Source organism: Exiguobacterium sp. s150 (assembly GCF_018618435.1).
GTDB lineage: Bacteria > Bacillota > Bacilli > Exiguobacteriales > Exiguobacteriaceae > Exiguobacterium > Exiguobacterium alkaliphilum.
In genome coordinates this window covers 12,680-27,779 of record NZ_JACSMC010000018.1, presented here as the reverse complement: position 1 = coordinate 27,779, position 15,100 = coordinate 12,680, and the positions used below count along the sequence as shown (strand labels likewise).

Annotated in this window: 15 protein-coding genes and 1 other annotated feature; all 15 genes read right to left on the bottom strand. The window is 50.3% G+C overall.

What is annotated here, in order from left to right; translation table 11 throughout:
• Positions 1-6 precede the first annotated feature (6 nt).
• Positions 7-474 (bottom strand): 30S ribosomal protein S7, encoded by a 468-nt coding sequence (rpsG, locus tag KNP76_RS09805; RefSeq protein ID WP_021066600.1) that lies wholly within the window; start codon positions 472-474, stop codon positions 7-9.
• Positions 475-526: 52 nt separating this feature from the next.
• A complete protein-coding gene (gene rpsL / locus KNP76_RS09800) occupies positions 527-949 on the bottom strand; it encodes a 30S ribosomal protein S12 (protein WP_214709847.1) in 423 nt (140 codons plus the stop codon).
• Positions 950-1,237: 288 nt separating this feature from the next.
• The gene (rpoC, locus tag KNP76_RS09795; RefSeq protein WP_214844434.1) at positions 1,238-4,837 is read right to left on the bottom strand and encodes a DNA-directed RNA polymerase subunit beta'; all 3,600 of its coding nucleotides are present in this window, start codon (positions 4,835-4,837) and stop codon (positions 1,238-1,240) included.
• Between the two features lie 22 nt (positions 4,838-4,859).
• A complete protein-coding gene (gene rpoB / locus KNP76_RS09790; RefSeq protein ID WP_211780890.1) occupies positions 4,860-8,408 on the bottom strand; it encodes a DNA-directed RNA polymerase subunit beta in 3,549 nt (1,182 codons plus the stop codon).
• Positions 8,409-8,601: 193 nt separating this feature from the next.
• Complete coding sequence (locus tag KNP76_RS09785) at positions 8,602-9,198, bottom strand: class I SAM-dependent methyltransferase (RefSeq protein ID WP_211780267.1); 597 nt, start codon at positions 9,196-9,198, stop codon at positions 8,602-8,604.
• 85 nt (positions 9,199-9,283) lie between these two features.
• Entirely contained in the window at positions 9,284-9,649 is a 366-nt protein-coding gene (gene rplL, locus KNP76_RS09780; RefSeq protein ID WP_024372175.1) for a 50S ribosomal protein L7/L12, read from the bottom strand.
• Positions 9,650-9,705: 56 nt separating this feature from the next.
• On the bottom strand, positions 9,706-10,212 hold the full coding sequence (gene rplJ, locus KNP76_RS09775; protein ID WP_211780266.1) for a 50S ribosomal protein L10: 507 nt from the start codon (positions 10,210-10,212) through the stop codon (positions 9,706-9,708).
• Positions 10,213-10,257: 45 nt separating this feature from the next.
• Positions 10,258-10,411, bottom strand: a sequence feature (ribosomal protein L10 leader region).
• Positions 10,412-10,470: 59 nt separating this feature from the next.
• Positions 10,471-11,157, bottom strand: coding sequence for a 50S ribosomal protein L1 (gene rplA / locus KNP76_RS09770; RefSeq protein ID WP_034817123.1), 687 nt, complete (start codon positions 11,155-11,157; stop codon positions 10,471-10,473).
• A gap of 98 nt (positions 11,158-11,255) precedes the next feature.
• Positions 11,256-11,681, bottom strand: a complete 426-nt coding sequence (rplK, locus tag KNP76_RS09765) for a 50S ribosomal protein L11 (protein ID WP_021066593.1) — start codon at positions 11,679-11,681, stop codon at positions 11,256-11,258.
• A 148-nt stretch (positions 11,682-11,829) separates the two neighbouring features.
• Positions 11,830-12,381 (bottom strand): transcription termination/antitermination protein NusG, encoded by a 552-nt coding sequence (nusG, locus tag KNP76_RS09760; protein ID WP_024372172.1) that lies wholly within the window; start codon positions 12,379-12,381, stop codon positions 11,830-11,832.
• Between the two features lie 17 nt (positions 12,382-12,398).
• The gene (secE, locus tag KNP76_RS09755) at positions 12,399-12,569 is read right to left on the bottom strand and encodes a preprotein translocase subunit SecE (RefSeq protein ID WP_012727692.1); all 171 of its coding nucleotides are present in this window, start codon (positions 12,567-12,569) and stop codon (positions 12,399-12,401) included.
• Positions 12,570-12,603: 34 nt separating this feature from the next.
• Positions 12,604-12,750 carry a 50S ribosomal protein L33 gene (gene rpmG, locus KNP76_RS09750; protein WP_214841829.1) on the bottom strand — a complete coding sequence of 49 codons (147 nt, stop codon included), beginning with the start codon at positions 12,748-12,750 and terminating at the stop codon, positions 12,604-12,606.
• Between the two features lie 127 nt (positions 12,751-12,877).
• The gene (sigH, locus tag KNP76_RS09745) at positions 12,878-13,519 is read right to left on the bottom strand and encodes an RNA polymerase sporulation sigma factor SigH (protein WP_034806365.1); all 642 of its coding nucleotides are present in this window, start codon (positions 13,517-13,519) and stop codon (positions 12,878-12,880) included.
• Positions 13,520-13,741: 222 nt separating this feature from the next.
• A complete protein-coding gene (locus KNP76_RS09740) occupies positions 13,742-14,269 on the bottom strand; it encodes an NYN domain-containing protein (protein ID WP_034817121.1) in 528 nt (175 codons plus the stop codon).
• The gene (gene rlmB / locus KNP76_RS09735; protein WP_034806379.1) at positions 14,266-15,015 is read right to left on the bottom strand and encodes a 23S rRNA (guanosine(2251)-2'-O)-methyltransferase RlmB; all 750 of its coding nucleotides are present in this window, start codon (positions 15,013-15,015) and stop codon (positions 14,266-14,268) included. Before rlmB ends, KNP76_RS09740 begins: the two co-directional genes overlap by 4 nt.
• Positions 15,016-15,100 lie beyond the last annotated feature (85 nt).

The following is a 15,100-nucleotide window of genomic DNA, read 5'->3' as shown; positions in this document are numbered from 1 at the left end:
TTTAAATTACCAACGATAGTGAGCAAACGCTTTGTTCGCTTCTGCCATCTTATGCATGTCTTCGCGTTTCTTAACTGAAGCACCAGTGTTATTGGCTGCATCCATGATTTCGTTCGCGATACGTTGCTCCATCGTCTTCTCGTTGCGGAGACGAGCGTAGTTCACGAGGTAACGAAGACCAAGTGTCGTACGGCGCTCTGGACGAACTTCAACAGGAACTTGGTAGTTTGCTCCACCAACACGGCGAGCTTTAACTTCAAGTACAGGCATGATGTTGTTCATTGCTTCTTCGAACACTTCCATAGGCTCTTTGCCTGAGCGTTCAGCGATGAGGCCAAATGCGTTGTAAATGATAGTTTGAGCTGTACCTTTTTTACCGTCTAACATGACACGGTTAATGAGGCGAGTTACCAATTTCGAGTTGTAGATCGGATCTGCGATAACGTCACGACGTTCTGCACGGTTTTTACGCATCCGAGTACCCTCCTTTCAAAATTTCAGTAGTTGTAGTTTTAGTAAGCGAGAATTACTTCTTCGCAGCTTTCGGACGTTTCGTACCGTATTTAGAACGGCCTTGCATACGTCCGTCAACACCTGCAGTGTCAAGCGCACCACGAACGATGTGGTAACGTACCCCTGCTAAGTCTTTTACACGTCCTCCACGAATAAGAACAACGCTGTGCTCTTGAAGGTTGTGGCCAATACCTGGGATGTACGCAGTCACTTCGATTTGGTTCGTCAAGCGAACACGAGCATACTTACGTAACGCCGAGTTCGGTTTCCTCGGAGTCATTGTACCAACACGTGTACAAACACCACGTTTTTGTGGCGAGCTCACGTTTGTTTGTGACTTGATGAAACTGTTGTAACCTTTGTTAAGTGCTGGAGAGTCAGATTTAACGACTTTCGATTTACGTCCTTTACGGACTAACTGGTTGATAGTAGGCATCTTTGAAGATCCTCCCTTCCTGAATTGTGCTATTTTCTAGACCCACCGACCCGGGTGGTTCATTTAAGGTCATAACGAAACGCTTTTACGAGGCGTAGGCATTCCATGACCTCGCAAAAACGTGAGTTATACCTTGAAAGTGGCAAAGATAGCAGCCAAATCCTTCCGAAGAAAGATCGGGTGACGTCCAAGTAGCTTGCCGACTGCTGGACACCGTTGTCTACGACAACAACCGATTGGCGGCACTAAATCATAGTAGCACCGCCAACGAATGCTGTCAAGACGTTTTTATTCCACTGTCGTGTCTTCGAGAGCGACTTCTGCCTTGTCCTCTTTGAGCTCGACATCGCGGTAAACCGGCATCCCTGTACCAGCAGGAACGAGCTTACCGATGATGACGTTCTCTTTGAGACCGAGGAGATAGTCACGCTTGCCTTTGATGGCAGCGTCTGTCAACACGCGAGTCGTTTCTTGGAACGAAGCGGCCGAGAGGAACGAGTCTGTCTCAAGCGATGCTTTCGTGATTCCGAGAAGGACCGGTTTGGCTGTCGCCGGGCTCTTGCCATCGCGGAGAGCATCTTTACATGCCTCTTTGAAGACGCTGATATCGACGAGCGAACCTGGGAGAAGCGGCGTGTCACCTGATTCGATGACTTTGACGCGACGAAGCATTTGGCGAACCATGACCTCGACGTGCTTATCGCCGATTTCTACCCCTTGCATCCGGTATACTTTTTGAACTTCTTGGAGAAGATAGTTCTGAACACCCGATACACCACGGACGGTGAGCAACTCTTTCGGATCGATCGAACCTTCCGTGAAGACTTCCCCAGCGTCGACCGTATCACCGATTTGGACACGGAGACGTGCTCCGAACGGAATCGTGTATGAACGTGTTTCGCTGAGTCCTTCGACTGTGAGTTCACGCTTGTCGCGCGACTCTGTGAAGTCGATGACTGTACCCGGGATTTCCGAGATGACCGCTTGACCTTTCGGGTTACGGGCCTCAAATACCTCTTGGATACGCGGAAGACCTTGTGTGATATCATCTCCGGCTACCCCACCTGTGTGGAAGGTACGCATCGTAAGCTGCGTTCCTGGCTCACCGATTGATTGCGCGGCGATGATTCCGACTGCTTCCCCGACTTCGACGTTCGAACCGGTCGCCAAGTTGCGTCCGTAACACTTCTTACATACGCCGTGTGACGTGTTACATGTGAAGGCAGTACGGATTTCAACGCGCTCAACGCCAGCATCGACGATTTCACGGGCAAGCTCTTCGGTGATGAGTTGGTTCTTCTCGACCATGACTTCTCCCGTTTCCGGATGTGCCACTGTCTCGAACGATGTACGGCCGACGAGGCGGTCATACAAGCTCTCGATTTCTTCCGTGCCTTCGCGGAGAGCGGCGACGCGGATTCCGCGGTCCGTTCCACAATCTTCTTCACGGATGATGACATCTTGGGCAACGTCGACGAGACGACGCGTCAAGTAACCTGAGTCAGCCGTCTTAAGGGCTGTATCGGCAAGACCTTTACGCGCACCGTGCGTCGAGATGAAGTACTCTTGAACCGTCAGTCCCTCACGGAACGACGATTTGATCGGAAGTTCGATGATGCGGCCAGATGGAGCGGCCATCAAACCACGCATCCCTGCGAGCTGCGTGAAGTTGGACGCGTTACCACGGGCACCAGAATCAGACATCATGAAGATCGGGTTCAAGCGGTTGAGGGATTTCATCAAGCGTGACTGAATCTCATCTTTCGCTTCGTTCCACGACCGGACGACACGCTCATAGCGCTCATCTTCAGTGATGAGACCACGGCGGAACGATTTCATGATTTGGTCGACTTGTTTCTGTGCTTCATCGAGGATTTCTTGTTTATCCGGAAGAACGATGATGTCCGAGATCCCGACCGTCACACCCGCTTTTGTCGAGTGTTTGAAGCCGAGGTCTTTCATCCGGTCAAGCATGCGGCTTGTTTCAGTCGTTTCAAACTTCTGGAACACTTCCGCGATGACTTTTCCAAGGAATCCTTTTTTGAACGGCTCGACGAGTGGACGTGCGGCGATTTCTTCCGCGACGTTCGCACCTTTGTCGATGAAGTACTTGTCAGGTGTTGCTTCCTGCAAGTTTTCCATTGACGGCTCGTTCAAGTATGGGAACGTGTTCGGCAAGATTTCGTTGAAGATCATCTTCCCGACCGTCGTGATCAATAGTTTCTCATTTTGTTCGTCTGTGAACGTCGGGTTGTTGAGTGTCCGCGCCGGAACCGCCACACGCGAGTGCAAGTGGACGTAACCGTTTTGGTACGCGATGAGTGCTTCGTTGACGTTCGACATGACTTTCCCTTGACCGATGGCATCGTCGCGCTCAAGCGAGATGTAGTAGTTACCGAGGACCATATCCTGCGATGGTGTAACGACTGGTTTTCCATCTTTCGGGTTCAAAATGTTTTGTGCTGCGAGCATGAGAAGACGAGCTTCCGCTTGCGCTTCTGCAGAAAGTGGAACGTGAACCGCCATTTGGTCTCCATCGAAGTCGGCGTTGTAAGCCGTACATACGAGCGGGTGAAGGCGAATCGCGCGACCTTCTACGAGAATCGGTTCAAACGCCTGGATTCCGAGACGGTGAAGCGTCGGGGCACGGTTCAAGAGAACCGGATGCTCACGGATGACTTCTTCAAGGACGCCCCAGATTTCAGGTTGCATCTTCTCAATCTTGCGTTTTGCGTTCTTGATGTTCGACGCGATGCCGCGACCGACGAGTTCTTTCATCACGAACGGCTTAAAGAGTTCGAGTGCCATCTCTTTCGGGAGACCACACTGGTACATCTTCAAGTTTGGTCCAACGACGATAACCGAACGTCCTGAGTAGTCGACCCGTTTACCAAGAAGGTTTTGACGGAAACGACCCTGTTTCCCTTTCAACATGTGTGAAAGTGATTTGAGCGGACGGTTACCAGGACCTGTGACCGGACGTCCACGACGACCGTTATCAATCAAAGCGTCAACCGCTTCTTGAAGCATACGCTTCTCGTTTTGCACGATGATGTTCGGCGCGCCGAGGTCGAGCAAACGTTTGAGACGGTTGTTACGGTTGATGACACGACGATATAAATCGTTCAAGTCCGATGTCGCGAAGCGTCCACCGTCGAGCTGCACCATCGGGCGAAGCTCTGGCGGGATGACAGGAAGTACTTCAAGGATCATCCAGTCCGGATTGTTCCCTGACGTGAAGAATGCATCGAGTACTTCAAGGCGTTTGATCGCACGTGTACGACGCTGTCCTTGAACCGTCTTCAATTCTTCGCGGAGTTCTCCGACTTCCTTCTCGAGTTGAACGTCTTGAAGGAGTGTCCGAATCGCTTCCGCACCCATGTCTGCTTTGAAGTCGCTACCGTATTTCTCGCGGTAGAGACGGAATTCTTTTTCCGAGAGGAGTTGCTTCTTCTCGAGCGGCGTGTCACCTGGCTCGGTCACGACGTACGACGCGAAGTAAATCACTTCTTCGAGCGCACGTGGTGACATGTCGAGCACAAGGCCCATCCGGCTTGGAATTCCTTTGAAGTACCAGATGTGCGAAACCGGTGCCGCGAGCTCGATATGGCCCATACGCTCGCGACGCACTTTCGCTTTCGTCACTTCAACGCCACAGCGGTCACAAATGACTCCTTTATAACGGATTCGTTTGTACTTCCCGCAGTAACATTCCCAGTCTTTCGTCGGACCGAAGATTCGTTCACAGAACAATCCGTCCTTCTCTGGTTTAAGTGTACGATAGTTGATTGTTTCCGGCTTTTTGACTTCCCCGTAAGACCACGAACGGATCTTCTCCGGTGAAGCCAAGCCGATTTTCATATATTCAAATCGATTAACATCTACCAAGGGGCCGACCTCCCTTTTCGCCTTATTCCTCTTCCGTAACAGTCGGTTGAACGACTTGTTCTAACGCCGATGTTGCGTTCGGGATGTTGTCGTCATCTTCATCTTTCATTTCGACTTCTTCATCGTCCGCAGACATCATCTTGACTTCCATACCGAGTGCTTGAAGCTCTTTAATCAAGACGCGGAACGATTCAGGAACGCCCGCTTTCGGAACGCTCTCGCCTTTCACGATCGCTTCGTATGCTTTCACACGACCGACCGTGTCATCCGACTTGATTGTCAAGATTTCTTGGAGCGTGTAGGCTGCGCCGTACGCTTCAAGTGCCCAAACTTCCATCTCACCGAAGCGCTGTCCACCGAACTGTGCTTTACCACCGAGCGGTTGTTGCGTGACGAGTGAGTATGGTCCAGTCGAACGAGCGTGAAGTTTATCATCAACCATGTGCGCGAGTTTGATCATGTACATGACACCGACCGAGACACGGTTATCGAACGGTTCACCAGTACGACCGTCGTAGAGACGAGTCTTGGCATCCTTGTCCATTCCAGCTTCTTCAATCGTTGCCCATACGTCTTCCTCACGCGCACCATCGAATACAGGTGTCGCCACTTTGATGCCGAGCTTCTTCGCCGCCATCCCAAGGTGGAGTTCGAGTACCTGACCGATGTTCATACGTGATGGAACACCAAGTGGGTTAAGCATGATGTCAATTGGTGTGCCGTCTGGCATGTATGGCATATCTTCTTCTGGGAGAATGCGCGAGATAACACCTTTGTTACCGTGACGTCCCGCCATTTTATCCCCTTCGTGAATCTTACGCTTTTGAACGATGTAGACACGAACCATTTGGTTCACGCCTGGTGAGAGTTCGTCACCGTTTTCACGATCGAACACTTTGACGTCCAAGATGATGCCGTCGCCACCGTTTGGTACACGGAGTGACGTATCACGGACTTCACGTGCCTTCTCACCGAAGATCGCATGCAAGAGACGCTCTTCCGCCGTCAATTCCGTCACACCTTTAGGCGTTACTTTACCGACGAGGATGTCGCCATCCTTGACTTCCGCACCGATGCGGATGATCCCACGATCGTCCAAATTGCGAAGTGCGTCATCACCGACGTTTGGAATATCACGTGTGATTTCCTCAGGTCCGAGTTTCGTATCGCGTGACTCTGATTCGTACTCTTCGATATGAATCGACGTGTACACATCATCTTTCACGAGACGCTCACTCATGATGATCGCATCCTCATAGTTGTAACCGTCCCATGTCATGAAGGCGACGACGACGTTACGGCCGAGCGCGAGCTCACCCATATCCATCGACGGACCGTCAGCAAGGATTTCTCCTTTTTCGACACGGTCGCCAGCAGCGATGATTGGCTTCTGGTTGTAGCATGTCCCTTGGTTCGAGCGGACATATTTTTGAAGTTTGTAGCGGTCGAGGTCACCTGAAACTTCAGACCCGTTCACGTCAGACGTGCGACGGACCAAGATTTCACGTGCTGTGACACGCTCGACGACACCTGGGAACTTGGCGATAATCGCGGCTCCAGAGTCTTTCGCTGACACGTACTCCATTCCAGTCCCGATAATCGGTGAATCTGGTTGGAGAAGTGGTACAGCTTGACGTTGCATGTTCGCTCCCATGAGGGCACGGTTCGAGTCATCGTTCTCAAGGAACGGGATACATGCCGTTGCGGCAGAAACAACCTGTTTCGGTGAAACGTCCATGTAATCGACTCGGCTCGGCTCAACTGACAAGTTTTGTCCGCGGAAGCGGCAAAGGACTTGTGCGTCGGCAAAGTGACCGTCTTCCGTGAGCGGCATGTTCGCCTGGGCGACGACGTAGAGATCTTCTTCGTCCGCCGTCATATATTGAATCTCGTCTGTGACGAGACCAGTTTCCGGGTCAACACGACGGTACGGCGCTTCGATGAACCCGTACTCGTTTACTTTCGCATAAGACGAAAGTGAGTTGATGAGTCCGATGTTTGGTCCTTCTGGTGTTTCGATTGGACACATCCGACCGTAGTGCGAATAGTGAACGTCTCGAACTTCGAAGCCGGCACGCTCACGCGTCAAACCACCCGGTCCAAGTGCAGACAGACGACGCTTGTGCGTCAATTCTGCGAGCGGGTTCGTTTGGTCCATGAACTGTGACAACTGCGAGCTACCGAAGAACTCTTTCAGTGATGCAATCACCGGGCGGATGTTGATGAGCGCCTGAGGTGTGATCGCGTTTTGGTCTTGAATCGACATCCGTTCTTTTACGACACGTTCCATCCGCGAAAGACCGATGCGGAATTGGTTTTGGAGAAGCTCTCCGACTGAACGAAGACGACGGTTTCCTAAGTGGTCGATGTCATCTGTTGTTCCGACTTCGTGAAGTAAGTTGAAGAAGTAGTTGATCGATGCGATGATATCGGCCGGTGTGATATGTTTCACGCTCCGGTCGATATTGCCGTTACCGATAATGTTCAAAATACGCTCTCCATCTGGGTCATCCGGTGAGATGACTTTAATCGACTGAAGACCGAACGGTTCACCTTCCGCGACGCCGCCAGTCGGCTCTGCGTCCATGTAGCCAAGACCGTTCTCCAAGTGTGGAAGAACACGATCTAAGTTACGACGGTCAAGTACCGTGCCAGCTTCCGCGATCACTTCGCCTGTTTCCGGGTCAACGAGCGTTTCCGCCAACTTCTGTCCGAACAAGCGATTCTTTAGATGAAGCTTTTTGTTCATCTTATAGCGACCAACGTTTGCGAGGTCATAGCGTTTCGGGTCGAAGAAACGTGAGACGAGAAGTGATTTCGCGTTCTCAACCGTTGGTGGCTCACCAGGGCGGAGACGCTCATAAATCTCAATCAACGCTTTCTCTGTCGACTCGGTGTTATCTTTTTCAAGGGTGTTACGAAGATATTCGTCGTCGCCTAAAAGGTCGATAATTTCTTGGTCCGTGCCGAATCCGAGCGCACGCAACAACACCGTTACCGGGATTTTACGGGTACGGTCGATACGGACATACACGATATCTTTGGCATCTGTTTCGAGTTCGAGCCATGCACCACGGTTCGGGATGACTGTCGCACCGAAACCACGCTTACCATTTTTATCGAGTTTCGAGTTGTAGTAAACGCTCGGTGAACGAACAAGCTGAGAAACGATGACGCGCTCGGCGCCGTTAATGATAAACGTTCCTGATTCTGTCATGAGCGGGAAATCACCCATGAACACTTCTTGCTCTTTCAATTCACCTGTTTCTTTGTTTTGCAGACGTACTTTTACGCGAAGTGGCGCAGAGTAAGTAACGTCTCGCTCCTTCGACTCATCGATCGAGTACTTCGGCTCGCTGAGCGAGTAATCGATGAACTCGAGTACGAGGTTTCCTGTGAAGTCAGAGATTGGCGAAATGTCCGTAAACATCTCTTTCAATCCTTCACGCAAGAACCACTCATACGAAGCAGTTTGAATTTCAATCAAATTCGGAAGCTCTAATACCTCACTGATACGGGCAAAGCTTCTTCTCTGACGGTGACGACCGTACTGAACAAGTTGACCAGTCAACTGATTCACCTCGCAGACCCCCAATTCTTTAGCGAATTTTTCGGGCGTAATAATCGAACATTGTCATTGAATGTCGCTCGTTTTCCGCGTCTAAAAAGCGGCAAACGCGGCAGTTTCAAGCGAATTCCATTCCAATGGCATTTTATAATGTTAGCATATACGTTATAGCGAGTCAACAAGACTTCGCCGTTTGTCAAGACCGAATTGCACGGAAAATGAAATAGCCTTTTTCTTTCGCAAGCGTCTCGACGTGACCAAACACGTCTTCAAGCAACTTCTTCGCAGAAGGTGCTCCTTGTTTCTTTTGAATGACGACATAGAGTGCACCACCACTCACAAGATGGTCATACGCGTCCCGAAGGATCGTATGCACGACTTGTTTACCGGCGCGAATCGGAGGATTGGTCACAATTGCGGCGAACCGTTCCTCTCCGACCGCATCGTAAGCGTGACTGAGTCGCGTCTCAATCGTCACTCCGTTCTGGGTGGCGTTTTGTTCGGACAAAGCGAGCGCCCGCTCGTTCACGTCGACGAGGAGTGCTTCACGCCCAGAGGCGTCGGCAAGCGAGATCCCCATTGGACCGTAACCACAGCCGACATCTAAAATACGGCCCGAAACGACAGGCACTTCAAATGACTCGATTAAGAGACGTGACCCAAAATCGACCGATCCTTTCGAGAACACGCCGCGGTCCGAGGTGAAGCGATACGTCTTCCCTCGCAACTCATACGACCACGTCTCAGGGTCACTTTTCGAACTCGGATCGTTCGTATAGTAATGATCTCCCATGCGTTGAACCTCCTAACCCAATCTTCAAGGAAATAAAAGAAGCTCGCCACGGCGAGCTTCTATAGGTTGTGAAGTAAAAGTTAGATTACTTAACTTCGACAGTTGCGCCAGCTTCTTCAAGCTTAGCTTTAACTGCGTCTGCGTCTTCTTTCGAAACGCCTTCTTTGACTGGAGCTGGAGTTCCGTCAACGAGTGCTTTCGCTTCTTTAAGACCGAGGCCAGTAAGTTCACGTACCGCTTTGATGACGTTGATTTTACCAGCGCCAGCGTTTGTGAGGATTACGTCGAATTCAGTTTGCTCTTCAGCTGCTGCTGCGCCTGCACCTGCAACTGCTACTGGAGCTGCTGCTGATACGCCGAATTCTTCTTCGATTGTTTTTACGAGTTCGTTAAGTTCGAGAACCGTCATTGATTTGAGGTCTTCGATGAATTGCTCTTTGTTGAAAGCCATTATGGTTTTCCTCCTTTGATGTTGTGAACATGTTTGGTTACGCTACGCGACAAAAATTAAGCAGACTGCTCTTCTTTTTGTTCTGCGATTGCGTTTGTTGCGACTGCGAGCCCACGGATTGGAGCTTGAAGTACGCTGAGAAGCATCGAGAGAAGACCTTCGCGTGATGGAAGTTCTGCAAGAGCTTTCACTTCTTCAAGTGAAGTTACTTTGCCTTCGATGATTCCGCCTTTGAGTTCGAGCGCTTTGTGCTCTTTCGAGAAGTCGTTCAAGATCTTCGCTGGAGCGACAACGTCTTCGTTCGAGAACGCGACTGCTGTAGGACCTGTGAAGACTTCGTCAAGACCGTCAAAACCAGACTGAGTAGCCGCGCGGCGAAGAAGTCCGTTTTTGTATACTTTGAACTCGATTCCAGCGTCACGGAGTGATTTACGGAGTGTAGTCACTTCTTCAACTGTAAGTCCACGGTAGTCAACAACGATTGTTCCAACGCTCGCTTGCATTTTCTCAGAGATTTCATCGACGAGTGCCGATTTCTGAGCTACGATTTTTTCGCTTGCCATGTGTTTGCACCTCCTAGTCATTTCTTGTACCGGACGAGAGGCTGCTCTTCAAAAAGAAATCCCTCGTATGAAGACATACGAGGGCGTAATTGTTTGAAAGTAAACCTGTGACAACAGGCTCAAGTTCGAGCAAAGACACCTCGGAAGGGTTTACGGACCGATGTCCACCTTCTGTCTGCGGTAATCCAACATATTCGGTTGAACGTGTCTTACTTTAACAGCGGTATCACACGTTGTCAACAGTTTATTTCAAGTAGATTACTTGATGAAGTCGGCAGTCGCAACACGGATTCCAGGACCCATTGTTGACGAAAGCGCGATGTTTTTGAGGTAAGTTCCTTTTGCAGTAGCAGGCTTCACTTTCATGAGTGTCTCGATGATTGTCTCGATGTTCTCAGAGAGTTTCGTTGCTTCAAACGACTTCTTACCAACTGGTACGTGGATGTTACCGGCTTTGTCAACGCGGTACTCTACTTTACCAGCTTTGATGTCAGCGATTGCTTTCTCGACATCAAACGTAACTGTGCCTGTTTTCGGGTTAGGCATGAGGCCTTTTGGTCCGAGAACGCGACCGAGTTTACCAACTTCACCCATCATGTCAGGTGTCGCAACGATGACATCGAAGTCGAACCATCCTTGTTGGATTTTCGTGATGAACTCAGAGTCACCGACATAGTCAGCGCCAGCTGCTTCAGCTTCTTTAGCTTTTTCGCCTTTTGCGAAGACGAGAACTTTTTGTGTTTTACCAGTACCGTGTGGAAGTACAACGGCACCGCGGATTTGTTGGTCTGCTTTCTTTGGATCTACGCCGAGACGTACAGCCACTTCGATTGTTTCATCGAACTTAGCAGTAGCAGTTTTTTGAACGAGTTCGACCGCTTCAGCGAGGTCGTAAGACTTCGTGCGATCAACAAGCTTCGCTGCTTCTTGGTGTTTTTTACCCATGATTCTTTTCCTCCTTGTGGTTAGCGGAATTTCCTCCCACATAATGAAGGGATTGAGGGTGAGTACAATATTCACCGTCAATCCCAGAGACTAATCAATTAGTCTTCGATTACAATACCCATACTGCGCGCAGTACCTTCAACCATAAGCATCGCTGTTTCTACAGACGACGCGTTAAGGTCAGGCATTTTAAGTTCAGCGATTTCGCGAACTTTATCACGCTTAACCGTTGCTACTTTCTTACGGTTCGGTTCACCAGAACCGCTCTCGATACCAGCAGCTTTCTTCAAAAGAACTGCAGCTGGTGGAGTTTTCGTAATGAATGTAAACGAACGATCTTCGTATACCGTAATGACTACAGGAATAATCAATCCGGCTTGGTCTTGTGTACGAGCGTTGAACTCTTTACAGAACCCCATGATGTTAACACCTGCTTGACCAAGTGCTGGTCCTACTGGTGGTGCTGGGTTAGCTTTACCAGCTGGGATTTGAAGTTTAACGAGTTTAGTAACTTTTTTCGCCACGAGACACACCTCCTTAAGTCTAAAATGTGGTTTCTTGGACGTTGTGCGCCCTCCCACTCAATCTATTAGGTCGAGTTTGTACCGAAAAAAAAGCACAACATCAAACATTTCCGATTGTACCATCCGTTTCCGAAGATGGCAAGTGGGTTTAGTTAATTTTCTGAACTTGTTCGAAATCAAGCTCGATTTTCGTTTCGCGGCCGAACATGTCGACGACGACTTTGAGCTTCTCTTTGTCAGCTTCGATTTCATCAATCGTCCCTTCAAAGTTCTCGAACGCGCCTTCTTTGACACGGACGAGATCGCCGAGCTCGTAGTTGTAACGGTCTTTCTTCTCGATGAGGCCCATCTGTGAAAGCACGTTCGTCACTTCGTCCGGTTGAAGCGGGATCGGCTTGGCGCCGCCACCCGTCGAACCGAGGAAGCCTGTGACGTTCGGTGTGTTCCGAACGACGTACCATGAATCGTCCGTCATGATCATCTCGACGAACACATAGCCCGGGAAGTTTTTCACTTCACGTTCTTTGATCTTTTTCTCGCCACTTTTCAATGTGACTTCTTCTTGCGTTGTTTCAGTCGGAACGAGGACGCGGAAAATTTTATCTTCCATGTTCATCGAACCGATTCGACGTTCTAGGTTTTCTTTGACGTTGTTTTCAAAGCCAGAATACGTCTGGACAACAAACCATTGTTTCTCCACGGCTTTCACCTCTTTCCTTAGTTAATCAATAAGTTGACGAGATAGCTGACACCAGTATCCACGCCAAACACGAACAAGCCAATCACGACGACGGTCGCGATGACTGTGATGGTATATTTCGTGAGCTCTTTACGAGTCGGCCAACTCGTTTTCTTTAGCTCTTTCCATACATCACGCAAAAAGTTCATGGTAGCTTCCTCCTACATTGAATGCCAATTGACGTTACTTTGATTCTCGATGCACCGTATGCGCATTGCAACGACGGCAAAACTTGTTCAGCTCGAGGCGTGTCGCGACGTCATCGCGTTTCGTCGTCGAGTACTCACGTGATCCGCATTGTGCACAGGCGAGACTTACTTTCTTTGCCATTCATAAGCGCCCCTTTCGACGGCTCTCATTAAAAAAGAGCGAAAAAAAAACGCCTCCTGTAAAATGGCGTCTACGGACAAGGCGCTGCCTTAAAAGTATCACATAGGAGGCGTGGGGTCAATATCGGTTAACTCGTCAACGTCTTCACATCGACGTGACGTTCAAACTTCTTCTTCACACGCTGCAAGGCGTTATCAATCGATTTGACGTGACGATCGAGGTCGTCCGAGATCTCTTGGTACGAGCGGCCATCCAAATAAAGCCGAAGCACTTTTCGTTCCAAGTCGCTAAGCAGCTCATCCATCTTTTCTTCCATGAACAACTGGTCTTCCCGCGTGACAAGCAGTTCTTGTGGGTCGGTCGGGTGCGGGGGCAAGATGACGTCAAGCAACGTGCGGTCTGACTCATCGTCAAAGATCGGCTTATCGAGTGACACGTACGAGTTGAGCGGGATGTGTTTTTGGCGCGTGGCCGTCTTAATCGCCGTAATCATTTGACGCGTGATACACATCTCGGCAAAGCTTTTGAATGAGGCGAGCCGCTCGTCGCGGTAATCCCGAACCCCTTTATAAAGCCCGATCATCCCTTCTTGGACGATGTCCTCGTGATCGGCTCCAATCAAGAAGTACGACCGTGCTTTCGCTCGCACGAAATAACGATAGCGCTCAATCAGAAATTCTAACGCATCGCTATCCCCTTCGTTGCGCGCGAGCAAGACGAGCTCTTCGTCCGACATGTTTTCAAACTGTTCGTATGGCCATCCGTTCATGTTTCATACCCCCCGGCAATTGATGATGAACTATGTAAGTTTGTGACCTCATTATAGACAGCAGGTAAAACGACCGTCAAACAAAATTCTAAAAATTCCGTCAATTACAATTCGTGTAACGCATACATCTATTAGTATACAACATTTCCTTTCAAAAAAATGTCAAACTAAAAACAAAGACGAGTTCATTTCATGAACTCGTCCGTGACGTGCGTCACCGCCTCATTTGCGACGACGCATTTCTTCCAATCGGGCTCGCACTTCCGGCGAGAGGTCGATCGTTTTTCGGTTCGACCGGTCTTGTTTGAGCGCCGATCGCTCTTGTTCGATTAACAGCTGGGCGTGCTTCCAGTCCTTCAACAGTTCGGTCGCCGGAACGCGGAGCGCCCCTTGACCAAAGATGACCCATTGCTCCGTGAAGTCGTTCGTCGCCACGAACAGGGTGACGAGACGGTTATCGACGAGTTCATGCGCCCGACGCTCAATCCATTCATCGGCCGTCTCGTTCTCTTTCGTATAAACGACCGCGACCCGGCTCTGTGTCGCTTTCGACTCGCGACCATAGCGCATATGGGCGTCGAAGACGATTGTCACTTCCCGACCGGTGACGGCTTGATACTCGGCCATCGCTTCAATGAGGTCGTTTCTCGCTTTGTCGAAGTCGATTTCGCGTAACTTCCGAAGATGTGGCCACGCTCCGATAATGTTATAGCCGTCAACGAGTAGAAGTTCCCGCTTTTTCACACTCATGACAGCGGATGGCGGGTGCGATGCACTTCATACAAGAGAAGCGCAGCTGCGACCGAGGCGTTGAGCGACGTCACATGACCAACCATCGGCATATGGACGAGGAAGTCACACGTCTCCCGTACGAGTCGGCTCATCCCCTTGCCTTCACTACCGATGACGACGACGAGCGGCATGTTGCCATCGAGGCGGCGATAGTCTTGGCTCTCGCTCGCGTCAGTCCCGACGACCCACAACCCTTTCTCTTTCAACTCTTCGAGCGTTCGCGTCAAATTCGTGACGCGCGCGACCGGGATGTACTCGATTGCGCCCGTTGATGCTTTCGCGACCGTTTGCGTCAACCCGACCGAACGACGTTTCGGGATGATAATCCCGTGGGCGCCGACAGCGTCCGCCGTCCGTAAAATCGAGCCAAGGTTGTGCGGGTCTTCAAGCTCATCGAGCAAGATGAAGAGCGGTGTCTCCCCTTTTGATTCAGCTAGCGCGAACATGTCTTCAATCGACTTATACTCGTATGCCGCGACGGCCGCGACGACACCTTGGTGGTGTTCACTGCCGGCCATTTTCTCGAGTTTCGTTTTCGGGACGAATGACACTTGTACCGACGCTTCGTTCGCCATCGCGATGATTTGGGCGAGTGGCCCTTTTTGTTGGCCTTCCATGATGAAGACTTTGTTCATGTCGCGCCCGCTCCGGAGCGCCTCCATGACCGGGTTACGCCCGTATAGGAAGTCGATCCCTTCTTCCATCACGTCGACTTCTTGATAATCCGGTCGTTCTAACTTTTGTCGTTTCGGGCGGTCGTCACTACGTGGACGATCGAATGAACGTTTA